The 22,458-nt window shown below is 53.1% G+C and carries 17 protein-coding genes; 16 read left to right on the top strand and 1 reads right to left on the bottom strand.

Translation table 11 applies throughout. The features are described 5' to 3' along the window. Positions 1-2 precede the first annotated feature (2 nt). The 12 genes from FYJ45_RS13030 (at position 3) to FYJ45_RS13085 (ending at position 17,390) form a co-directional block, all read left to right on the top strand. Positions 3-1,037 (top strand): ROK family protein, encoded by a 1,035-nt coding sequence (locus tag FYJ45_RS13030; RefSeq protein WP_035323524.1) that lies wholly within the window; start codon positions 3-5, stop codon positions 1,035-1,037. Further along, a complete protein-coding gene (locus FYJ45_RS13035; RefSeq protein WP_154464935.1) occupies positions 1,034-1,753 on the top strand; it encodes an MBL fold metallo-hydrolase in 720 nt (239 codons plus the stop codon). Before FYJ45_RS13030 ends, FYJ45_RS13035 begins: the two co-directional genes overlap by 4 nt. A 210-nt stretch (positions 1,754-1,963) precedes the next feature. Further along, complete coding sequence (gene gtfA, locus FYJ45_RS13040) at positions 1,964-3,427, top strand: sucrose phosphorylase (RefSeq protein ID WP_154464936.1); 1,464 nt, start codon at positions 1,964-1,966, stop codon at positions 3,425-3,427. Continuing rightward, the gene (locus FYJ45_RS13045; protein WP_154464937.1) at positions 3,420-6,371 is read left to right on the top strand and encodes an FAD-dependent oxidoreductase; all 2,952 of its coding nucleotides are present in this window, start codon (positions 3,420-3,422) and stop codon (positions 6,369-6,371) included. Before gtfA ends, FYJ45_RS13045 begins: the two co-directional genes overlap by 8 nt. A gap of 96 nt (positions 6,372-6,467) precedes the next feature. Then, entirely contained in the window at positions 6,468-9,044 is a 2,577-nt protein-coding gene (locus FYJ45_RS13050) for a glycoside hydrolase family 38 N-terminal domain-containing protein (protein WP_154464938.1), read from the top strand. A 55-nt stretch (positions 9,045-9,099) separates the two neighbouring features. Then, complete coding sequence (locus FYJ45_RS13055; RefSeq protein ID WP_154464939.1) at positions 9,100-11,553, top strand: alpha-mannosidase; 2,454 nt, start codon at positions 9,100-9,102, stop codon at positions 11,551-11,553. A gap of 42 nt (positions 11,554-11,595) precedes the next feature. After that, a complete protein-coding gene (locus FYJ45_RS13060; protein ID WP_154464940.1) occupies positions 11,596-12,267 on the top strand; it encodes an aspartate/glutamate racemase family protein in 672 nt (223 codons plus the stop codon). Between the two features lie 6 nt (positions 12,268-12,273). Continuing rightward, positions 12,274-13,782, top strand: a complete 1,509-nt coding sequence (locus tag FYJ45_RS13065) for an FGGY-family carbohydrate kinase (protein WP_154464941.1) — start codon at positions 12,274-12,276, stop codon at positions 13,780-13,782. After that, positions 13,773-14,639 carry a class II fructose-bisphosphate aldolase gene (locus FYJ45_RS13070; RefSeq protein ID WP_154464942.1) on the top strand — a complete coding sequence of 289 codons (867 nt, stop codon included), beginning with the start codon at positions 13,773-13,775 and terminating at the stop codon, positions 14,637-14,639. Before FYJ45_RS13065 ends, FYJ45_RS13070 begins: the two co-directional genes overlap by 10 nt. 13 nt (positions 14,640-14,652) lie before the next feature. Beyond that, positions 14,653-15,984, top strand: a complete 1,332-nt coding sequence (locus FYJ45_RS13075; RefSeq protein WP_154464943.1) for a four-carbon acid sugar kinase family protein — start codon at positions 14,653-14,655, stop codon at positions 15,982-15,984. Between the two features lie 107 nt (positions 15,985-16,091). Next, positions 16,092-16,703 carry a D-sedoheptulose-7-phosphate isomerase gene (locus FYJ45_RS13080; RefSeq protein ID WP_154464944.1) on the top strand — a complete coding sequence of 204 codons (612 nt, stop codon included), beginning with the start codon at positions 16,092-16,094 and terminating at the stop codon, positions 16,701-16,703. Between the two features lie 138 nt (positions 16,704-16,841). Continuing rightward, positions 16,842-17,390, top strand: coding sequence for a class II aldolase/adducin family protein (locus FYJ45_RS13085; RefSeq protein ID WP_321170234.1), 549 nt, complete (start codon positions 16,842-16,844; stop codon positions 17,388-17,390). On the opposite strand, the gene dcd is transcribed toward FYJ45_RS13085, so the two are convergent. Beyond that, a complete protein-coding gene (gene dcd / locus FYJ45_RS13090) occupies positions 17,387-17,791 on the bottom strand; it encodes a dCTP deaminase (RefSeq protein WP_334296512.1) in 405 nt (134 codons plus the stop codon). The genes FYJ45_RS13085 and dcd overlap by 4 nt on opposite strands. Before the next feature lie 345 nt (positions 17,792-18,136). On the opposite strand from dcd, the gene cysK reads away from it, so the two are divergent. The 4 genes from cysK to FYJ45_RS13110 all read left to right on the top strand — a co-directional run bounded on the left by cysK (position 18,137) and on the right by FYJ45_RS13110 (position 22,184). Continuing rightward, the gene (gene cysK / locus FYJ45_RS13095; protein WP_154464946.1) at positions 18,137-19,075 is read left to right on the top strand and encodes a cysteine synthase A; all 939 of its coding nucleotides are present in this window, start codon (positions 18,137-18,139) and stop codon (positions 19,073-19,075) included. Positions 19,076-19,470: 395 nt separating this feature from the next. Beyond that, complete coding sequence (locus FYJ45_RS13100) at positions 19,471-20,484, top strand: methionine ABC transporter ATP-binding protein (protein WP_025488587.1); 1,014 nt, start codon at positions 19,471-19,473, stop codon at positions 20,482-20,484. Then, positions 20,474-21,139: a methionine ABC transporter permease gene (locus FYJ45_RS13105; protein WP_154464947.1), complete on the top strand. Its 666-nt coding sequence runs from the start codon at positions 20,474-20,476 to the stop codon at positions 21,137-21,139. The genes FYJ45_RS13100 and FYJ45_RS13105 overlap by 11 nt, the downstream gene beginning before the upstream one ends. A 103-nt stretch (positions 21,140-21,242) precedes the next feature. Beyond that, positions 21,243-22,184 carry a MetQ/NlpA family ABC transporter substrate-binding protein gene (locus tag FYJ45_RS13110; protein WP_154464948.1) on the top strand — a complete coding sequence of 314 codons (942 nt, stop codon included), beginning with the start codon at positions 21,243-21,245 and terminating at the stop codon, positions 22,182-22,184. Positions 22,185-22,458 lie beyond the last annotated feature (274 nt).

Genomic DNA, 22,458 nt, shown 5'->3' on the forward strand with positions numbered 1-22,458 from the left:
CAATGCAGGTAGTGGTAGGAATAGATATAGGAGGAACGAAGTGTGCGGTGTCCTTTGCCAGACAGCATTCCGACGATATCATATTTCTTGATAAAGTGCGGATGGAGACCGAGACGGAGGATTTTGACAGGGCGATGGAAAGCTTTATCGAAATCATCCGGGAAAGATTCAGACGGAACCCGGACTGGAAGCTGACATCCATCGGCATATCCTGCGGAGGGCCGCTGGATGCCGGAAAGGGCCTGATACTGTCGCCTCCCAACCTGCCCCGGTGGGACAGGGCGGATGTGTACACACCGCTGAAGAAGGCCTTCGGCGTGCCGGTGATGCTGCAGAACGATGCGGATGCCTGTGCGCTGGCGGAATGGAGCATGGGAGCGGGAAAAGGCTGCAGGAATATGATATTCCTTACCTTCGGGACAGGAATGGGAGCGGGGCTGATTCTGAATAATGAGCTGTACAGCGGTACCACAAGCATGGCCGGCGAGGTGGGGCATATCAGGATGGAAAAGGAAGGCCCCTTTGGTTACGGAAAGTATGGATCGTTTGAGGGCTTCTGCAGCGGCGGCGGGATCGCCAAGCTGGGCCGGATGATGGCGGAGGAAGCGCTTCGGGAAGGGAAAACGCCTCTTTTCTGCCAAAGCGAGGCGGAGCTTGACAGCATTTCCTGCAAGTCCATCGCGGAGGCGCTGGAACAGGGAGACGAGCTGGCGGCGGAGATTTTTGATATTGTGGGAACCTATCTGGGAAGAGGGCTTTCCGTGCTCATCGATATCCTGAATCCGGAAATGATAGTGATTGGCAGTATTTACGCCAGGCAGAAAAACGTACTGGATAAAAAGATGAGGGAAGCGCTGGAGCAGGAGGCGCTTCCTGTATCAAGAAAGGCATGCAGAATCGTTCCGGCAAGCCTGGGCGAGCTGATTGGGGATTACGCGGCGGTTTCTGTAGGAATCAAGGCTTATCAGGATCTGTACCGGCATGCGGAGCGGTTCAGCGTGCAGATGAAGTTGGATACGGAGGAATATCAGATATGAAGCTTTTAACGAATATATACCAGGTTGGCGGCCCCAGCCTGACCCATTTCTTTGATGCCACGGTTACTCTGCTGAAGGGGAAGGACGGATGGTTCCTCATAGACTGCGGTACGCCGGAAGGGTATGAGCAGGTGAAGGAAAATATCAGAAAGGCCGGCGTGGAGCCTTCGCAGATAAAATTTATTCTGGGAACGCATGGACACTACGACCATGTGGGGGCGGCGCATCTCTGGAAGGAGGAGTTCGGCTGCCGGCTGTTCCTCCATGCCTTGGATCGGGAGCAGGTGGAAGCGGGGGATTCCGTAAAAACCTCCGCTGCGCTTCTGTACGGAACGCAGTCCGTGCCTTGTCTTGTGGATGGGCTGATTGCGGAAGGCGACGCCTGGGAAGGGGAGGGCTTTACGGTGGAAGCGCTGTATACGCCCGGACATACGATGGGGTCGGTAAGCTTTGAGGTTACGGCAGGCGACTACCGGCTGCTGATAGCGGGGGACGCTGTTTGGGGCGGCTTCAGTGAGAAAATCGGTTCCAGCGAGGAAGCATGGCGGGAGACGCTGGATAAAATCACCTCCAGACATTATGATTTTTATACCTTCGGGCATGTGAATCCGCAGCTGATAGCGGATGCGGATGAACGGCTGAAGGAAGCGAAAATGGCTTTTGGAAATTATTATAATCCCTGGTTTAAGACTTTCTTCGAAACCTATAGGTATTAGATGAGTGGGGCCCCGGTTCGTCCTGTTTTTGTCCGGCGCAGTCTTGCGGGGCTGTGGGCCTGCGGTAGGGCGCTCACCGGATGCCCACAGCCCCGCAAGACTGCGCCGGACAAAAACAGGACGAACCGGGGCCGCGGAGGTTGTTGGAAGAGAAGAAGGACAAAAGATAAAAAGGACAAAGTTATTTAGGATTGGATGGGATAGAGTGTTATGAAGAATAAGATTATGTTGATTACGTATGCGGACAGCTTCGGGAAGGATTTGAAGGAGCTGAAATGGGTGGTGGATAGGTACTTTAAGAGGGAGATCAATGGGATTCATGTGCTGCCGTTTTTTCCTTCTTCGGGGGACCGGGGGTTTGCGCCTGTGAATTACAGGGAGGTTGATCCGGCGTTCGGGGACTGGGAGGATGTGAAGGCGCTGGCGGGAGAGTATGAGCTGATGTTTGATTTTATGATCAATCATCTTTCGCGGAGGAGTCCGGAGTTCCTGGATTTTATAGAGAAGCATGATGCGTCGGAATATGCGGATATGTTTCTGCGGTTTAAAAAGTTCTGGCCGGGCGGGGAGCCTACGCAGGAGCAGGTGGATTTGCTGAATAAGAGAAAGCCTTGCGCGCCTTGCGAGGAGATTCGTTTTGCAGACGGAAGCACGGAAAAAATATGGTGTACATTCGACGATGAGCAGATGGATCTGAATCTGGAATCGGAGGCGGCATGGAAATTCGTGGAGAGTACGCTGCGGTTTCTGATGGAGCAGGGAGCGGGGATGATTCGTCTGGATGCTTTTGCGTTTGCCACGAAGAAGCTGAATACCTCCTGCTTTTTTATTGAGCCGGAAATGTGGGATATGATGAAGCGTGTGCAGGGGATTCTGGATGAGAAGGGGATTCCCATGCTGCCGGAGATTCATGACCATTATACGGTGCAGCTGAAGATTGCGGAGCATGGGTATACGGTATATGATTTTGTGCTTCCGGTGATGGTACTGCATACGCTGTACAGTCAGAGCAGCAGGCGTATCAGGCATTGGCTTTCCATCTGTCCAAGGGATCAGCACACTACGCTGGATACGCATGACGGGCTGGGGACTGTGGATGTGGAGGATCTGCTTTCCGAAGAGGAGCTGCAGGCGGTAATTGATCAGACGGAAAAGTATGGGGCGAATTTTAAATGGGATTACAGTCAGAAGGCTTTGGGAGAAAAGCGGGTGTATCAGATTAACTGTTCTTATTATTCCGCAGTGGGTGAGGATGACGACAGTTATCTGCTGTCCCGGGCGATTCAGTTTTTTACGCCGGGTGTGCCGCAGGTATATTATATGGGGCTGCTGGCCGGGGAAAATGATTATGAGCTGATGGAGCGGACCAATTATGACAGGAATATCAGCCGGCATAATTATACGGTGGAAGAGATTGAGGCAGCGGTGGAAAAGCCTGTTGTGAAACGGCTGCGGCGTCTGATGCAGTTTAGGAATGCGTATCCGGTGTTTGACGGGGAAATGTCCCTGCCCGGGACGGAGGATTCCAGGCTGGTGGTCAGGTGGACGGACGGCGGGCTGGAGGCTGTGCTGGATGTGGATCTGAAGGCGAGGACGTTTGTGATTACCTATCTGGATAAGAACGGTATGGAAATGATTTTGAACCTGGAAGAGGATTTTTACTGGGATGAGTGAAAAAATAACTGGTCTGCCCATAATCGGTGATGTGGATCTGTGCGTGCTGGGAGGAAAACTGCATACAGTGTACCGGGCGCTTTCGTTGGCAAGGCAGGGAAAGAAGGTGCTGTTGGCGGTGAAGGAAAGCTGTCTGGGTGAGGATATCTGCCAGACCTTCCGTTACCGGCTTTCGGAGGAGGAGTGTTCTTTTTTCCCGGAGGAGACGCGTACGAAGAAGCTGGGGCTGCTGCGGCCGGACGAGGGAAAGAGATTTCTGGAGGATTGCTGCCTGGAGGCGGGGATAACGCTGCTTTATGGGATCTGGCCCGTGGATTGCCCGGAGGAGGGCAGGGATAGCTCCTGGGAGGCTGCCGGCAGCAGGAAGAGGCTGGTCCGCGTTGCTGCAAAGGGCGGCCTGTTCGGGATTCTCTGCGATGAGGTGTGGCAGGAGGAAGCTGCCGTTGCGGAAAATGGTTATGAGTATACGGTCCTGGCAGGCGGTTTCCCGGGAATGGATGCCTTTGAAAAGAAGGGAAGCGTACGGTGCGGGGAGAAAGAGGTCTTCTTCTGCCTGGAAGGGGAAGAGGGAAAAGGGCTGCTCACCATTTCCCTGCCGGACGGCGCATTGTGTAAGAAGGAGTCAGGACAGACGGATGGGTCTGCATGGCTGCTGACGGAGGCGCAGGAAACGGCGGCTGAAGTGTTCGGCAGGCTGAAGCAGGAGCTGCCGTGGCTGCAGCTGGGGCGTTTTGCGCCGCGGGCGGCGGTGACGGTGGATGCTGCGGAAGGAAAAGGCGGGGAACATAAGGCCGGGATGGCAAAAGGACAGGAGAACCGCCTTTACGGGCCGGACTGGAAGCGGTTTCCGGCGAATAAGGCGGAGGGCTGCAGAACGTGTGCCATAAGTTCGGGAGATCCCTCGCTTCGCTGCGGGGAGGCGGGAATTTACAGGAAGCTTCCGGTGATGGATTCGGCGGCGCTCCGGGAGGAGCATTACGACCTGGTGGTGGCAGGCGGCGGGACGGCGGGTGCTATGGCGGCTTTGTATGCGGCCAGAGGAGGCCTGCGCACCGTGCTGCTGGAGCCGATGTATACGCTGGGCGGCACGGCCACGGCGGGCGGCGTGAGTACCTATTGGTTCGGGAACCGGTTCCATGATGTACGGGAGATTGATGCGGAAACGGAGAAAATGGCGGCGCCGATGGGGCTTCCCCGCAGAGAAGGGATCTGGGATAGGGCGGATGATTTCCATCCGGGGATCCGCGGGACGGTTTTGGCCAGACTGTGTCTGGAGGCTGGTGTTGAGCTTCGGTTTGGCAGCATGGTTTTCGGAACCCTTTGTGAGAGGACTGCAGAAGGCAGGCGTTGCTGCGGGGCTGCGGCAGCCGGGCCTGACGGTTTGTACGGATATTACGGCAGGGCTGTGATCGATGCCACAGGCGACGGGGATCTGGCGGTATCCGCAGGGGCGGACGCTGTATACGGTTCGGAAAGGGATTGTATCACCTATTGGGCTTCCCTGGCGCAGTATACGGATGTGAACCGTTACCGGAACAATTTTTCTTCCATGGTCGTTTCTGCGGATCCGGCGGATATGACACGTTTTATATTGCTGGGAAGGCGCAGGGGGGAACAGACCTGTGATCACGGCGGTTATGTCAGCATGCGGGAGAGCAGGCATGTGAAGGGAGTATACACGGTAAACCTGAAGGATTTGATGGATTTTCGCACCTATCCGGATGCTTTGTATACCTGCTACTCCAATTATGATCCTAAAGGAAAGCTGGATGCGGACGTTATCTACTGCGGTGTGCTTCCTCCCCAGGTAAAAATACAGATTCCTCTTTCCGCACTGCTTCCCTGTGAGGAAGGGGGCGGACGGATAGAGGGGCTTTATGTGGCGGGCAAGGCTGTGAGCGCCACACATAATGTGTTTCCAAGCATACGTATGCAACCGGATTTGATGCATCAGGGAGCTGTGCTGGGCGGGCTGCTGGCTGAGAGCCTGAAGCAGGGCATACTGCCGGAACAGATGGAGTGCGCAAAAAGAAGGGAATTCCTTTTAAAGCTGACGGAGGATCCGCTGACGCTTCCTGCCTTGGAAGGAAAAAACGGAGAAGCAGGAAAACAGGCTCTGGAGAAGACGGTTTACAGGATAACTGCCGCGTCCAGGACCCACTGGGTGGATGTGCCATTTATATATGAAGAAACAGAGGAGTCTCCTGTTACGGCTGCAGTGACGGCAGAGTCGGAGGAGGTCCTTCCCCTTCTGCTGAAAAGGCTTCAGGAGGAAACCTCGCCATATGACTGGAAAAAAGGCGAAGCTTCGGATGGATGTCCGCAGGAGTGTGTGGGAGGCCTGCGTATCCGGCTGATCGGCCTGTGTCTGTGGCATGGCTGGGAGGAGGATGCGGAGGAATACGCCGCATTCGTAGAGCAGGAGCTGTCCGGCAGCGGGCTTCCGGAAAGAGCCGGATCTGTCATGTGTGCACAGCTGCTTCCGGATCATGGCGTGATGCCGGAGACGGTTTACCATATGAATCTTCTGGGAAGAAGCGGGAAGGACTGTATTCTCCCTGTTTTTGAAAGGGCGCTTATGCTGCTGGCTGCGGCGGACCGGGATTATGAGGATATCCATCGGGGAATTTACCATTATGTGGAGAGCTTTGCTTATGCTGCGGAGCACAGCGGCAGAAAGGAGTTTATTCCCATGCTGCAGAAGCTGATCCGTTTTCCGGAATTCGCAGAGTGCATGAAGGAGGAACGGCAGGTAGTGCTTATGACGGAACGGCTGCAGATTTTGTATCTGATTCTCTGCCGCGCGCTGGCAGGGCTGGGAGAGGAGGACGGCGTGCGGGGACTGCGCACATTGCAGAGTTATCCGGCAGGCCTTGCCGTCCGCCTTTCGGCAGGAAGAGCCGAAAGGGAAGAGAGAAAGCGAAGAAACCAGAAAATATGGTAGCGGTTCAGCCCCGTCTGAACTGTTATAACGATTCAGTCACAGGAAAACAGACAGAAAGAGGCGGCGGGAACCGCCGGAAAAGGGTTATATCGTACTATGAATAAAAAAGAACTTTACATGATAGGAAATTCACATATCGATCCGGTCTGGTTCTGGAACTGGGAGGAAGGGATGCAGGAGGTGAAGGCTACCTATGCATCGGCCCTGGAGCGGATGAAGGAATTTGACGACTTTAAATTTACCTCCACCTCCACGCTGTTTTTTGAATGGATAGAGGGAATCCTTCCGGAGATGTTTGAGGAGATTAGGCAGCGTGTGGCGGAGGGAAGATGGGAAATTACAGGAGGCTGGTTCCTGGAGCCGGACTGCATCCTTCCCTGTGGAGAGGCTTTTGTCAGGCAGGGGCTGTACGCCCAGAGGTATCTGCTGGATCATTTCGGGAAGCTGTGTACCATCGGTTCCAATGTGGACAGCTTCGGCCATAACCATGTTCTCCCCCAGATATTGAAAAAAAGCGGCATGGATTCCTATGTGTTCATGCGCCCCAGGCTGGATACCCCGGTTTTTGTATGGGAGAGCGATGACGGCAGTCGTGTAAATGCAATCAGCCTTCCTGCGGAATATACCACCTGGTTCCATGAACCCACGGTAAAAAATATAGAAACCACGCTGGAACGCACCATGGAGTATGATAAAATGCCCTGCTGCTACGGTGTGGGCAATCACGGCGGAGGTCCCACGATAGAAAACATCAACAGCATACTGAGCCTCCGGAAGGATAAGGAAGCCTTTGCCGCCTATGGGGACGTACAGCTGAAATTTTCCACCTATACGGAATTCCTGGAAGCGATAACCGGGGATGCGGCCGCATCAGGTACGAAGCTGCCTGTGTTGAGAGGCCCTTTTGAAAAGGTAAATGAAGGCTGCTATTCCATTGATTCAGAGTTCAAGCGACTGAACCGGCTGGCGGAAAGCAGGCTGATGGAAGCCGAAAACCTGATGAGTATGGAGGCGATGCTTTCCGACGGCGGTGACGGGAGCGAGCTGGCCTGGAGGAAGCAGACCGGGGAAATGGAAGCGCTGTGGAAGGTTCTTTTGTTCAACGAATTCCATGACACCATGGGCGGAACCACCATCAAATCAGCCAGGGATGAAGCCATTATGCAGCTTTCCGGCGTATGTGCCCAGGCCGGCAAAATAAAGGCGCTGGCAATACAGGGAATTGTAAACAGGCTTTCCACCAGGGGAGAGGGCTTCCCGCTGGTTCTGTTCAACACGGACAGCCAGCCGTTTGATGATTATGTGGAGGCCGAGCTGGAATGGTTCTGCCAGGCCCCGCTGAAGCTTCTCGGCCCGGCGGCGATAGCTGCGGATGCATCCATGGATGCTGTCTCTTACCAGGAAATCCCCTACCAGAGAATCCATACGGATGCCAAGGTAAGGCATACCACGCTGGGCGGCAGGAGGAGATTTGTTTTCAGGGCGCAGGTACCGGCCTTTGGCTTTGCCGTATACCGTACGGTGAAGGAGGAGCCGTCCCTTTGCTTCAATAATTCCATGGAAATTGACAATCCCTGTGCGGATACCCTGGAAAATGAATTTATTTGCGCTCGGTTTGACACCGCTACGGGAGCGCTGGTTTCCCTGACGGATAAAGAAACGGGATACGATGCCCTGAAGGGACCGTGCGGCGTGCGCGTGTACACGGATGAAAGGGATGCCTGGGGTGGACTGCAGGGCAGGAGATATGAGGACAGGAATGCTTCCTTCCATCTGCTCAGTATAGAAAAAGTGGAAAGCGGCAGAGTCCGGGAGGTTATCCGTGTGCGTACGGCCTTTGAAGGAACCACGCTGGAGCAGCTGTATTCCCTGGGAGCGGAGGAAAAAGAGCTGAGGGTGGAAAACAGGCTGATTTTCAATCATAACTGGACGCTGCTGAAGGCGGCCTTCCCCACCGGAAAGGAATGCATCCATATGGCGGCGGAAACAGCCTATGGCATTCTGGAAAGAGATCTGAAGGGGGATGCCGCGGAGTATTATATGCAGCGCTTCCTGGATGTGCAGGATCAGGAGGGCAGAGGGCTGGCCATTGCCAATGACGGGAAATACGCCTTTAACATGACGGAGGGCAGAACCCAGATTACCCTTTGCAGAAGCGCCATTTATGCCCAGGGCAACAGCCCGGACTGGTACAACGGAAAGGAAAGCTATCAGTATACGGATATTGGGCCTCAATGCTTCCGGTTTGTCCTGAAGCCTCACGGAAGGAAGCTGCCGTCCTCAGAATACTACCGGATTGCCGTTAAAATAAATTCTCCGGTTTCTTATCTGGCGGACAGCGCCCATGAGGGAAGCAGGCGGCTTACCGCATGCAGCCTTGCAGGAATCAGAAAAGGCGGAGCGGCCGGAGGGGACTGCGACAATGTCCGCATCATGCTGATGAAAAAATGTGAGGACGACAATTCCCTGATAGTCAGGCTTCTGGAAACGGAAGGAAGGGACACACAATGTGTACTCACGGTAAATAAAATAAGCTATCCGGTGACCATCGGCCACCGGGAAATCCTCACCCTGAAGCTTCCCGGCACCCGGACGGCCGCGGGGGAGGCCACGGAGGTAAACCTGCTGGAATTTGCAGACTGTCAGGCCCCGGACGGCGGTAATACAGAGTAACCTATAAATTTTCTGATATACAGTGCGGCGCACAGCAGCGCAGACAGGAGAGAGTATGGAAAAAGAAAAGACTTTATATATGATCGGCAACGCCCACCTGGATCCGGTATGGCTCTGGCAGTGGCAGGAAGGGTATCAGGAGGTTAAGGCCACCTTCCGTTCGGCCCTGGACAGGATGAAGGAGTATGACGACTTCTTTTTTACAAGCAGCTCTGCAGCCTACTATGAGTGGGTGGAGGAAAACGAACCCGCCATGTTTGAGGAAATCAGGGAACGGGTCAAAGAGGGCCGCTGGGTAATCGTGGGCGGCTGGTGGATTCAGCCGGACTGTAATGCGCCGGGCGGGGAGTCCTATGTGCGCCAGGGGTTGTACGGTCAGCGGTATTTTCAGGAGAAGCTGGGAGTGACTGCGCAGACCGGATATAACGTGGACAGCTTCGGCCACAACGGCATGCTGCCGCAGATTCTGAAAAAATCGGGAATGGACAATTACGTATTCATGCGTCCGGGACGTCATGAAAAGGGACTGGAGGGTGAAACCTTTACCTGGACCTCCAATGATGGTTCCGCGGTGACTGCTTTCCGGATTCCCTTTGAATACTGTACCTGGCCCAGGGAGCTGAAGGAGCATATAGAGCGCTGTGCCGGAGAAATCAAGGATCCCAGGGGCAGCATCATGTGCTTTTACGGTGTGGGAAACCACGGCGGCGGCCCCACAAAGCAGAATATTGAAAGCATCCATGAGCTGAACCGGGCCGAAGATATGCCGCGGCTGATCCTATCCACGCCGGATGACTATTTTCAGGCGGTTAAGCAAAGCGGAAGGACGCTGCCTGTGGTATCCGGCGAGCTGTTCCACCACTCCAGCGGCTGTTACAGCGCCCATTCCGAGGTGAAGCGGCTGAACCGTCTGGCGGAAAACCGCCTTATTATGGCGGAAAAGCTTTCTGTTGCAGGAAAGCACTGGGCAGGCGGAAAATATCCGCTGGAAAAGTATACGGAAAGCTGGAAAAAGGTGCTGTTTAACCAGTTCCATGACATCATGGCGGGAACCTCCATAGAACCTGCCTATGAGGATGCCAGGGAAAGCTACGGCGCTGCGCTGGATACGGCGGCGAGAGGGCTGAATGCGGCAGTGCAGTCCATATCCTGGCATATTGATATCCCCATGGAAGAGGATATGAAGCCCATCGTGGTATTCAATCCCAACGCCTTTTCCGGTAAATTCGAGGTGGAAATGGAATCCCCCTGCCTGAAGGAAAATCAGGTTCTGGTGGATGAGGAAGGCACGCAGATACCGCTGCAGACCGTACAGTCGCTGGCCTCCAGCAACGGACGGACGAGGCTTGTGTTTATCGCCGAGCTCCCGGCCCTTGGCTACCGCACCTACCGTCTGGTTATAAGGGAGGCGGCCAGGACCTTCCCGGATGTGGAATGCAGCGGGAATACGGCGGAAAACAGATGGTTTAAAATCGCATTTGATGAAAAAACAGGCTATATTTCTTCCCTTTACAAGAAAAATGACGGTACCGAATATTTCAGCGGTCCGGCGGCCGTGCCTGTGGTGATAGAGGACAAAAGCGATACCTGGTCCCATGGCGTGCGTATTTTTGACAAGGTGAAAGGCCGCTTTGAAGGCGTTTCCGTAAAAAGAGTGGAATGCGGTCCCGTAAAATGTGTGATCCGTGTCACCAGCACCTATGGAAGCTCCCGTATTTTCCAGGATTTTTCCATCTACAGGGAACTGGATTATATCCGCGTAAAAACAACGGTGGACTGGCATGAAAAAATGTCCATGCTGAAGCTGCGCTTCCCGATGCAGCTTAATTACCTGCGGGCCAGCTGGGAAATCCCTTACGGCGTGGCGCAAAGAGAACCGAACGGAGAGGAATACCCTATGCAGAATTTCCTGGATACGGAGGGCGCCAATCCGGGGCTGGAAACGGCAATAAACGGACTTTCCTTCCTCAATGATGGGAAATCCAGCGGCAGCATTGCGGGAAAGGAAGTCTCCATGACTGTGCTGCGCAGCCCGATATATGCCAATCACGAGCCTTACCAGCCGGATGAAAATCTGGAATATGTATATGTGGATCAGGGTGTGCAGACCTTTACCTACGGCCTGTACCCCCATGACGGCAGCTGGGAGGATGCCTGCACCGTACAGCGCAGCCGGGAGCTGAATGAAAAGCCCATTGCCCTGTTTGAAACCTATCATAAGGGTGAACTGCCCCAGAGCGCCTCCTTCCTGAGCGTATCTGCGAATAATGTGCTTGTGACCGTAATGAAGGAAGCAGAAGACGGAAGCGGGGACCTTATCCTGCGCCTTGTGGAAACAGCGGGCAGGGCCTGTGAAACACAGGTTGAAGTTCATGGGCTTAACAGGGAATTTACCCTTGCTTTCACCCCGTTTGAAATCAAAACCGTGCGCATCCCGGTTCACAGTCAGCTGGAAATCCTGGAAAATGATCTCCTGGAAAGGGAAGAAGCGCGCAGACAGGAGGATTAATGCAGTATCACGGGCAGAGATGTGATATGCGGAGGAGAAATTATGAAAAAAATAGCGGTAATCCATACAACCCCTGTAACCATACCCACGTTGAAAAAGCTGCTTGATACGGCTGCGGGACAGGGGGAGGCAGTTGAAGTTGTGAACCTGCTGGATGACAGCATGCTGCCGGAAATCAACCGGGAGGGACAGATAACGGAGGGCGTGAAGTACCGCCTGAATTCCCTTCTGCTGCTGGCGCAGACCACAGGGGCGGACGCAATTTTGTGCGCCTGCTCCTCCATCGGCGGGCTAGCGGAGGAGGGAAGGGCGATTGTAAATATTCCCGTATTCCGCATTGATGAGCCTATGGCGGGCCTGGCGGCCGGTTATACCCGCGTAGGCGTTGCGGCAACCCTGCAGTCCACCATTCATCCCACCACAGCGCTGATCCGCAGAAAAGCGGAGGAAGCGGGGCGCGCGGAAACGCTTGTCCTTAACAGCCTGGTGATTGAAAATGCGGGCAGCCTGCTGGCGGAAGGCCGGGAAGCGGAGTATGACCGGATGGTGGGTGATAAACTGAAGGCGCTGCTTGCCGAAAATGAGGTGGTGGTACTGGCGCAGGCGTCCATGGCAAGAGCCGTGGAGAACTGGCCGGAGGAAGAGAAAAAGCGTTGCCTGACCAGCCCGGTCAGCGGCACGGAGGCGGTCTGCGCCTGGCTGAAGCAGAGGTAACAGGCAATGGAATTATTTCTGGGAATTGATATTGGTACGACACATTTGAAGGTATGTGCGGTAAGGGCGGACGGCTCCGTCTGCCATACCGTTCTCCGGGATCAGTCCGTGCGGGAGCTTCCGGGCTGGGGGCGCTGCTTTCGTGCAGAGGAGCTTTGGGAGAAAACGGAGGACTGCCTGAAGGAGCTTTTTTCTCAGATTGACCGAAAGCAAATCAGGGCCATAGGCATTACCAGCATGGCGGAAGCGGGAGTGGCGGTGGATGCGGATGGTGTTCCCCTGACGCCTGTTGTGCCATGGAACGCCGGGCAGGGAGGGCCGGAGGAAGCGGATTTTCCCGCCTCCCTGAGAGGATTTTCCCTGTATCGGAAAACAGGGCTGCTCTGGCACCGGAAATATACCATCAACCAGCTGCTTTCCCTGAAAACCAGCAGGCCGGAGCTGTTTGAAAGGATGGACTGTTTCCTGTCCGTTTCGGATTATCTGTTTTTCCGTCTTACGGGAGAACGCAGGACGGAGGAATCCCTGGCCTGCAGGACGATGCTTTATAACATATTTGAGGGCAAATGGGACAGTGAACTGACAGCATTTGCCGGCGTGACCGGGAAAATGCCTCCCGTGGGAAAAGGAAGCGCCGGATGGCCGGTCCTGAAAAAAGAACTGGCGTCAAGGTACGGGCTTCCCGATAAGATAAGCGTTCGAATTGGCGGGCACGATCATCTGTGCGCTGCCTGGGCGGAAGGGCTGGGCGAAGGCGATGTCCTCAATTCCATGGGAACCTCGGAGGTTTATCTGGGCTTTCCGGACAGGCTGCCTGAGCTTTCCGGGCTGTATGAGCGGGGGATTCAGCTGGGAGTTTTCCAGGGGCGGTTTTACTGGATCTGCAATATGCCCTCTTCAGGCGCTTCCGTGGAATGGCTTCGCAGTTTTCTGCAGGCGGCGGGAGGGCAGGCCTCTTATGAAAGCCTGATGAAGCAGGAACGGCAGGTGCCGTCTAAAGTCATGTATCTTCCCTTTGTTAACGGAGGCGGGACACACCGGAAAAAAATGATCCCCGGAGGCCTTCTGGGACTGGATATGACCACAGGGCCAATGGATGCGGCCCAGGGGATTTATGAAGGAATAGCCTGCGAAGCGAGGGTAATCCTGGAGCTTATCGAGGATGCAGGGCTTCATGCGGATCGCCTGATCGCTGCGGGCGGAGGAACCCGGAATCCGCTGCTGATGCAGGCAAAAGCGGATATGACAGGAAGGCGTTTTATCCTTTCACAGCAGACACAGGCAACGGCTGCAGGCGCGGCAATGCTGGCGGCAGAGGCCGTGAAGGAACCGAAATGCCCCGGGGATTTCTCCGGGGAGGGTTCCCAGAAAGAAGCGGATATCGAACGGAAAACGGCGGCTCCCCGGAAGGAATATGGGGAAGCCTGCCTTGCAAAATACAGAACCTATCTTGCCCTGACGGAAGCGGCGGCGCGGGAAGGAACAAAGGAAAGGCAGGAATTTTTATGGAATTGACAGCAGTGACGAAGATGCTTAAGGATGCGGAAAAGGGAGGCTATGGCGTAGGTTCCTTTTCCGCCAGGAATACCTTTTTAATTGAATATATTCTGCGGGCCGCACAGGAAACAAAGGCCCCTGTTATCGTACAGATATCAGCCAATGAATTTAACTGGTTTGATGTTACCGCAGAAGAATTTGCCCGGCGTTTTTATGAAATCCACGAAAAATATCAGGGAAAAGCGGCGCTGCATTTGGATCATACCAAGGATATGGAGATAATCAGGGCAGCGATTGACGCCGGTTTTCAGTCCGTCATGATTGACGCTTCCCAGAAAAGCTTTGAGGAAAACGTGGCCATTACCAGGGAAGTAGTGGAATACGCGCACGAAAGAAATGTGGAGGTGGAGGCCGAGCTTGGTAAAATAGGGGCCACGGATAAGATAGAAACGGACAATGACGAGAGCCTGTATACCGACCCGCAGGAGGCGGAGGAGTTCGTTGCCAGAACGGGTGTGGATACCCTGGCTGTTTCCATCGGGACGGCTCACGGCGTATATCCGGTAAAAAATCCGAAAATCGATCTGGACAGACTGATTAAAATCCGGGAACGGGTGAGCATTCCCCTTGTTCTTCACGGCGGCAGCGGCCTTCCGGCCCAGACGGTACAGGCGGCAATCACCATACCCGGAGGGGGCGTCAGCAAAATCAACATTGCCACGGATCTGGAGCAGGCCTTCCTGGGTTCTCTGGGATGCGCAAGGAAATCCAACCGGGAAATCCTGCAGATGGACAGGCAGGCGCTGGAAAAAGCGGGTGAGGCCGTTGCACGTGTGGTAGAGGATAAGATCAGAAATTTCCTGCTTTGGAAATAGGACGGGAGCGGATATGAAAAAAAGAATAGGGGTTGTTGCCGATGATGTGACCGGCGCCAATGACATAGGGGTTATGTTTAAAAAAGGAGGCTTTCGCAGTGCGGTGTTTCCGCAGAGCCTCATTTCCCTCTGTGATATACGCAGGGAAAGCGAAGGGCTGGATGTGATTATTATTGATACGGACAGCCGTTTTGATGCTCCTGAGACTGCAGCGTCAAAGGTTGCCAAAGCGACGGCGCTTCTGCAGACGCTTCCCTGTGATGTTTATTTTAATAAAACCTGTTCCGTGTTCCGGGGAAATATTGGTTCAGAATTCGACAGCATGCAGGATGTGCTGGGAGTTGGATGTTCCATGGTTATCGCAGGCTTTCCGGGAAATGGGCGGACGACGGTGGACGGCATACATTATGTCTATGGGACGAGGCTGGAGGATTCGCAGTTTCGCACCGATCCCATCCATCCCATGGACTGCTCTTTCCTTCCGGATATTATGCACAGACAGACTGACCGGCCGATCGGGCAGATTACCTGGAGCGATCTGGATCAGGGCCTGGAATTTGTAAAAAGAAAAAAAGAAGAGTTAAAGCGCAGCTGCGCTTATATTCTTTTCGATGTACGGCATCAGGAGGACCTGAGGCTGGTGGCGGATGCGGTGGCGGATGAAGTCAATATCTGCGGAAGCTCGGCTATCGGACAGGAGCTGCCCGCAGCCTATCGCAGGCTGGAACCGGAAAAAGAAGCGCCTGTGCTGCTGATTGCGGGAAGTCTGACGAAACAGAGCATTTCCCAGACGGAGCTGCTGCGCCGGAAGGGGTATCCCATATTCACCTTTGATACGGAAACGATTTTTGATGAAAAAGCGCTCGCTGCGGAGGAAAGACGTCTGACGGAAAGCGCCGTCAATGCCTTAAGCGGCTCCAATTCCTCTAATGCCATGGTTCTTGTGCATTCAGTGCAGGAGAAGGAAAAGGTGCGGCGTACCAAGGAAACCGGTCAAAAGCTGGGGCTGACCCATGAAGAAATCGGGAAGCGGATTTCCGGCTGCCTGTGCAGGGTGGCGCGCAGTGTACTTGTCCGGACGGGCTGCCGCAGGCTGGTGGTGGCAGGCGGCGATACCTCGGCGGCTGTTACAGGAGAGCTGGAGATTTACCGGATGGAAATCGGCGAGGAGATCGAACCGGGCGTCCCGGCCATGACCGGAACTGCAAATCTGGGAGAATTGCAGCTGGTTTTGAAATCAGGGAGCTTCGGGAGCGAGTTTTTTCTGGAAAAGGCGGCCCGGTATCTGCAGGGAGAACGGGCATTTGATTCCCGCGAGCAACGAGCCAAGGTCAAGCTCGCTTGACTTTGGCGACTGCCGCGAGGGTCATATACCCCGCAGCTCGCTGCGTTGCAAATTTGATGCCCAGCAGCTTGCTGCGGGGTATATGACTGTAAGCAGGAGGATTAAGAATGAATTATCTGGAACGTTTGGTGGAGAGATATCCGGCTTTGGACGGAATGAAGGATACGATTGAAGAAGCCTTTCAGATCATGAAGGCTTCCTATGAAAACGGCGGGAAGCTGCTGGTATGCGGCAACGGCGGCAGCGCTTCCGATTCTGACCATATTGTGGGAGAGCTGATGAAGGGCTTTTATAAAAAACGTCCCCTCAGTGAAGCCGAAAAGGAAAAATTCGGCGGGCTTTCCGAGCATCTGCAGGGAGCGCTGCCGGCGATTTCCCTGGCGGGCCATCCTGCATTATCCACCGCTTTTCTGAATGATGTGAACCCGGAAATGATTTTTGCACAGCAGGTTTATGGATATGGTCTGAAAGGGGATGTCCTGATCGCCATGAGCACCTCGGGCAATTCCGCCAATGTCCTGAATGCGGTCAGGGTGGCAAAGGGCAAGGGGATGAAGGTGATCGGTTTTACGGGTCATGACGGCGGGGCGCTGAAGGCGCTGTGCGATGTGTGCCTGATTGTGCCCAGCAGCGTTACGGCGGATATCCAGGAATATCATCTGCCCGTTTACCATACACTGTGCGCGATGCTTGAGGAACATTTCTTCCCCACAGCCTGATAATATTATATGCGCTGCAGGGAGAGGATTCCGGAAGGCGTCGGGCAGAACGCGGGTAGGCAAATAAAGGATGGACAGGAATAGGAAAGAAATGGAAGATAAAAAAGAAATGCAGAATAAAAGGAGCTGATTTGCCGCATCGCCGGACTGCTTTTTGAAAAGGGGCTGGTAAGCGGCAGGGATGGAAATATCAGCATCCGTACGGGAGAGGATGAAATGCTGGTCACACCCTCCGGCATCTGCAAAGGCTTTCTGATGCCGGAAATGATAATCAGACAGCGGTTTGACGGCGCGGTAATTGAAGGAAGTTATAAATCCACCAGGGAGGCGGCCATGCACAGCAGGCTGTATGAGCTGCGCCCGGATATCGGGGCGATTGTCCATACCCATCCGGCCGCTGCTACAGCGTTTGCCGTCTGCGGAAAAGGATTTCCCGAAAACTGGGTGCTGGAAGTACCTTCCCTGATTGGTAAAATCGGAATTGCAGGTTATGCGCCCGCAGGCAGCAGACAGCTGGTGGAGGAAGTGGAAAAGACGGCGGACAGCGACGTCATTTTTCTGCAGAACCATGGTGTTATAACGTATGGCCCGGATATTTACGATGCCTTTAGCAGGATGGATGCAGTGGAAAATACGGCGAAGACCATATTGTATGCACAGTTTTTAGGGGGTGCGAGGGAATTTTAGACTGTCGGCGGGACTGCCGGCAGTCCTGTTACGTTATCCAGAAATGCTTTTGAACCTGTTGCACCTCTTTGTCCCTGATATTTTCCCCTGTATGGATGCAATGCATCTTTATCAAGTTGGGCAAATACTAGCTGCCTGACTCTGCGTCCTGCATTTATTTCAATGGCACATCTGTTTGCATTAAACAATTCCTGGGTTATTTCGCCCTTAAATTCAGGATCAACCCAACCTGCATTTTGAATAAACAGTCCCATTCTTCCTAAAGAACTGCGTCCTTCAACAAATGCTGTGAGATTATCAGGCAATTCGAAATATTCCATTGTTGTTGCCAGTACAAATTGTCCCGGAAGCAATATATATTTTTCTGCGGTAATCTGCTTGTATGATATTTCATCATCCAAATTAATTATGCCTGAAGACGAGTCCCTACAATACTGTATGTGTTTCCAATACGAATATCAATGCTTGCAGGCTGTATCACCTCAGAAAACCCAGGTACCATTCGGCCGTTCCATATTATTTATAATACTATCTGTCAGGTCTTAGGGTTATATTTTCCCAATTCATTTCTACATGATATAACAAAAAAGAAAAACATATAATTTTCTTGACACTGAAAAAATTCAGTAGTATAGTCAATTCATAATAAACCTACTGAAATACTAGGAATAAAAGCATCGTAACAGCTCAGCAGCCCGGACTGTTACAATACCTCGGCGGCAGTCAAATAAAAAGGAGAACAGACTATGGCAAATATTAAAAAAAGTGCGGAAGAACTCATTGGAAGAACCCCTCTTATGGAGCTGGTGAATTACGAAAAGGCAGCAGGCGTTACAGACGCTGTGATTCTGGCGAAGCTGGAGTATTTTAATCCGGCTGGCAGCGTAAAAGACAGGATTGCCCTGCAGATGATTCTGGATGCTGAAGAGCAGGGGCTGCTGAAGCCGGGAGCCACCATCATTGAACCCACCAGCGGAAATACCGGAATCGGCCTGGCGGCTATGGCTGCGGCCAAGGGCTACAAGGCAATTCTGACCCTGCCGGAAACCATGAGCATGGAGAGGCGGAAACTGCTGAAGGCCTATGGCGCGCAAATCGTCCTCACCCCGGGTGCGGAGGGAATGAAGGGAGCCATTGCGAAAGCGGAGGAGCTGCACAGCCAGATTCCCGGTTCCTTTATCCCCGGACAGTTCGAGAATCCGTCCAATGCCAAAGCGCACAGACTGTCCACCGGCCCTGAGATTTGGGATGACACGGATGGAAATGTAGATATTTTTGTGGCGGGAGTAGGTACCGGGGGGACACTGACCGGCGTAGGCTCCTATCTGAAGGAAAAAAATCCGGCGGTCAGGGTGGTTGCGGTGGAACCGGCCCAGTCGGCCGTGCTTTCCGGCAAAAAGCCCGGCCCTCATGCCATCCAGGGAATCGGGGCGGGATTCATTCCCGGCGTGCTGGATCAGGAAATCTACGATGAAATCATACAGGTGGAAAATGAAGATGCCTATGTTACAGGAAGGACTATTGCGCAGACCCAGGGCCTGCTTACGGGAATTTCCTCCGGAGCCGCCCTGTATGCGGCAACTCTTCTGGCGAAACGCCCAGAGAATAAAGGAAAAGTAATTGTTGCACTGCTTCCGGATTCCGGCGACAGGTACCTTTCTACCCCGCTTTTTGGCGAGGAATAGATGAAGTCCCGCAAATGTCCGCCAGGGAAGGATTTATGAAAAAGTCTTTTTTCTGAAAATTATGGGACGATATAACCGTTCTAATTCCATCACAAAGACTGCCAAAAACCATCCTGAATCGCCTGCTGGGATACTTTTTGGCAGTCCTGGATCACTTTCCTGTGTTCAGCACAGTAAATGTGTCGGCCTGCGTGACAGTTACGTCTCGTTTACTATTTACAGGATTAGAAGAAATGTGGTATGATAAAGCTTGCGCGGGAATCGGGGAAGCCTGCCGGATTCTGACGGCAGCCTTTGACGGGCGGCAGAATTGCTGCGTTCCTGCAGTACTGGTTTGAAAACATTTGTCCGCATATGGCGGACAGGCAGAAGCTAAAGCGAAAGGGCTTGAGAAAATGGAACAGCCTATCATACAAATTAAAAATGTGACCAAAACCTTCCAGACGAGGGAAAACAGGGTGGAAGCCCTGAAGAACATCAATCTGGAAATCAATAAGGGCGATATCTACGGCATTATCGGTATGTCCGGCGCCGGAAAAAGCACGCTGGTACGCTGCCTGAACTTCCTGGAGAAGCCCACGGGGGGAACGGTTCTGATCGAAGGGCAGGATCTGTCGGCCTGTACCGATAAGGAGCTGCGGAAGGTGCGCAACAGCGTTGCCATGATTTTTCAGCATTTTAACCTGCTGATGCAGAGAACCGTGCTGGACAACGTATGTTTTTCCCTGGAAATTCTGGGTATGAAGAAAAAAGAGGCCAGGGAAAAGGCCAGGGATCTTCTGAAAATCGTGGATTTGGAGGCAAAGGCTGACGCATATCCGGCCCAGCTTTCCGGCGGACAGAAGCAGAGGGTGGCAATTGCCCGTTCCCTCGCCATGAATCCGAAAATCCTGCTGTGCGACGAGGCTACCAGTGCCCTGGATCCTACGACAACCCGGTCCATTCTGGCACTGCTTAAGGATATCAACCAGAAATTTGGAATTACCATCGTTATCATTACCCATGAAATGGGCGTGGTACAGGAAATCTGCAGCCACGTGGCGATTATAGATAACGGAGAGCTGGCGGAAACGGGAACCGTGGAGGAAGTATTTTCCGCCCCTAAGTCCAGGGCCGCCAGGAAGCTGGTGTTCCAGGGAGAGAGGAAATACAGCCTGATGAAGAGCAAGCGCTGTATCCGTATTGCTTTTACGGAAAATTCCTCCTTTGAGCCGGTGATCGCCAACATGGTTCTGGAATGTAAAGCCTCCGTCAATATTCTTATGGCCGACACACAGGATGTGGGCGGCATAGCCAGAGGCCAGATGGTGCTGCAGCTGCCGGAGGACATGCAGATTGCGGAGAAAATGATTCAATACCTGAAGGACAGGAATCTTACCGTAGAGGAGCTGGATGATTATGTGGAATAGTGCAACGGTTATGATGATCGTGGAAGGTACCTTTGCTACCTTATATATGACGCTGGTATCCACGCTGATGGCCTATGTAATCGGCCTTCCCGCAGGCGTGGCCCTGGTGGTGACCGGAAGGGAGGGACTCAGGCCCAACAAGCCGGTGAGCAGGATCCTGGATGTGCTTGTCAATGTAATGCGAAGCATCCCATTCCTTATTCTGTTGATTCTTGTCATCCCTCTGACAAGGGCGATTGTTGGCAAAAGCTACGGCCCCAGCGCCACAATTGTGCCGCTGACCTTGGCGGCAGCCCCCTTTATTGCAAGACTTGTGGAATCCTCCCTCCTGGAGGTGGATAAGGGAGTCATTGAAGCTGCCCAGAGTATGGGGGCCGGGATTACGATGATTGTCATTAAGGTAATGCTTCTGGAGGCCCGTTCTTCCTTGCTCAGCGGACTTGCCATTGCCCTGGGAACCATCCTGGGATATTCCGCCATGGCCGGAGCTGTGGGCGGCGGCGGACTGGGAGACATTGCCATCCGCTATGGCTACAATCGATATCAGCTGGATATCATGATCGTGACGGTCATTCTCCTGGTGGCGCTGGTACAGATCATGCAGGCTGTCTGCATGAAGCTTTCCCGCAAGCTGGACAAGAGGATTACCGGATAGCGGCGCAGCCGCTTTACACCGAAGCCATGTACCTGCAGGCAGGCCCTGCAGAGGCTTAACATAGAAATACATGTTTATGTATGGATGAATGGAGGAGAAAATTATGAAAAAGAAAGTTTTATCTTTTGCCCTGGCCGCTGTTTTATCAGCAGGCCTTCTCACCGCATGCGGTTCCGATGCGTCAACTACTGCTGCGCAGACCGATGCTGCAGCTCCTGAAAGCACGGCGGCAGCTGTGACCGAAGAGGCAGGCAGCGAAAGCACTGTCGCCCAGGAAGCTGAAAGCACAGCAGAAACTGCTGTGGAATCCAAAGGAAAGGTTACCGTTGCGGCAACCAGCGTTCCCCACGCGGAAATCCTGGAAGCAGCAAAACCCTTAATGGCAGCCAAAGGCTGGGAGCTTGTAGTAACCGAATTTACGGATTACGTACAGCCCAATGAAGTAGTGGAAGCAGGCGATATGGATGCCAACTACTTCCAGCACATTACCTACATGGAAAGCTACAACGAAGAAAAAGGCACACATCTGGTAAATGCCGGAGATATCCACTACGAACCCCTGGGAGTATATCCCGGAAAGCAGAGCGACCTTGCAGCCATCACTGATGGCGCTGAAATTGCAGTTCCCAACGATACGACCAACGAAGCCAGAGCGCTTCTCCTGCTTCAGGAACAGGGCCTGATCACCCTCAATGACGGAGCAGGCATCACTGCAACCGTAAACGACATCAAGGAAAACCCCCATAAAATCAAATTCGTAGAGCTGGCGGCAGAGCAGATTCCCAGAAGCCTTCCTGACTTTGACTTTGCCGTAATCAACGGAAACTACGCCCTGGAAGCAGGCCTGAACGCAGCCGACGACGCCCTGGCCGTAGAAACCTCCGATTCCGATGCAGTTAAAAAATATGTCAACGTCATCGCCGTAAAAGAAGGCAACGAAAACAACGAAGGAATCAAAGCACTCGTAGAAGTCCTGAAATCCGATGAAATGAAAAAATTCATCAACGACACCTACCAGGGTTCCGTTGTACCTTACGAAGGATAATCTCTTCGATAACTTTTTAGAATTTCTGGAATTAAAAGACAAACATTTATCTTTCCAGGATTCAAATTAAAACTAATATATTTACAAAAAATCTGCGCCCTCCGTTTCCCGCAAAGAAACCAGGCCGCAGATTTTTTATTAAATGCAATTACCACCACAAAAATAAAGCCTTATCCCCCACTACATATCGGTCTTGACTTATACTATTCATACTGGTATGGTATAGATACAGACAACCATGGAAAAAACAAATTTAAAGAGGTAGAAAATGAGT

The sequence above is a fragment of the Eisenbergiella porci genome, from assembly GCF_009696275.1.
In the GTDB taxonomy this organism is placed as follows: Bacteria; Bacillota; Clostridia; order Lachnospirales; family Lachnospiraceae; genus Eisenbergiella; species Eisenbergiella porci.

Bases quoted from the DNA above. Each gene is read 5' to 3' on its own strand.
- FYJ45_RS13030 (WP_035323524.1), top strand. From the start codon at position 3: ATGCAGGTAGTGGTAGGAATAGATATAGGAGGAACGAAGTGTGCGGTG.
- FYJ45_RS13035 (WP_154464935.1), top strand. From the start codon at position 1,034: ATGAAGCTTTTAACGAATATATACCAGGTTGGCGGCCCCAGCCTGACC.
- gtfA (WP_154464936.1), top strand. From the start codon at position 1,964: ATGAAGAATAAGATTATGTTGATTACGTATGCGGACAGCTTCGGGAAG.
- FYJ45_RS13045 (WP_154464937.1), top strand. From the start codon at position 3,420: ATGAGTGAAAAAATAACTGGTCTGCCCATAATCGGTGATGTGGATCTG.
- FYJ45_RS13050 (WP_154464938.1), top strand. From the start codon at position 6,468: ATGAATAAAAAAGAACTTTACATGATAGGAAATTCACATATCGATCCG.
- FYJ45_RS13055 (WP_154464939.1), top strand. From the start codon at position 9,100: ATGGAAAAAGAAAAGACTTTATATATGATCGGCAACGCCCACCTGGAT.
- FYJ45_RS13060 (WP_154464940.1), top strand. From the start codon at position 11,596: ATGAAAAAAATAGCGGTAATCCATACAACCCCTGTAACCATACCCACG.
- FYJ45_RS13065 (WP_154464941.1), top strand. From the start codon at position 12,274: ATGGAATTATTTCTGGGAATTGATATTGGTACGACACATTTGAAGGTA.
- FYJ45_RS13070 (WP_154464942.1), top strand. From the start codon at position 13,773: ATGGAATTGACAGCAGTGACGAAGATGCTTAAGGATGCGGAAAAGGGA.
- FYJ45_RS13075 (WP_154464943.1), top strand. From the start codon at position 14,653: ATGAAAAAAAGAATAGGGGTTGTTGCCGATGATGTGACCGGCGCCAAT.
- FYJ45_RS13080 (WP_154464944.1), top strand. From the start codon at position 16,092: ATGAATTATCTGGAACGTTTGGTGGAGAGATATCCGGCTTTGGACGGA.
- cysK (WP_154464946.1), top strand. From the start codon at position 18,137: ATGGCAAATATTAAAAAAAGTGCGGAAGAACTCATTGGAAGAACCCCT.
- FYJ45_RS13100 (WP_025488587.1), top strand. From the start codon at position 19,471: ATGGAACAGCCTATCATACAAATTAAAAATGTGACCAAAACCTTCCAG.
- FYJ45_RS13105 (WP_154464947.1), top strand. From the start codon at position 20,474: ATGTGGAATAGTGCAACGGTTATGATGATCGTGGAAGGTACCTTTGCT.
- FYJ45_RS13110 (WP_154464948.1), top strand. From the start codon at position 21,243: ATGAAAAAGAAAGTTTTATCTTTTGCCCTGGCCGCTGTTTTATCAGCA.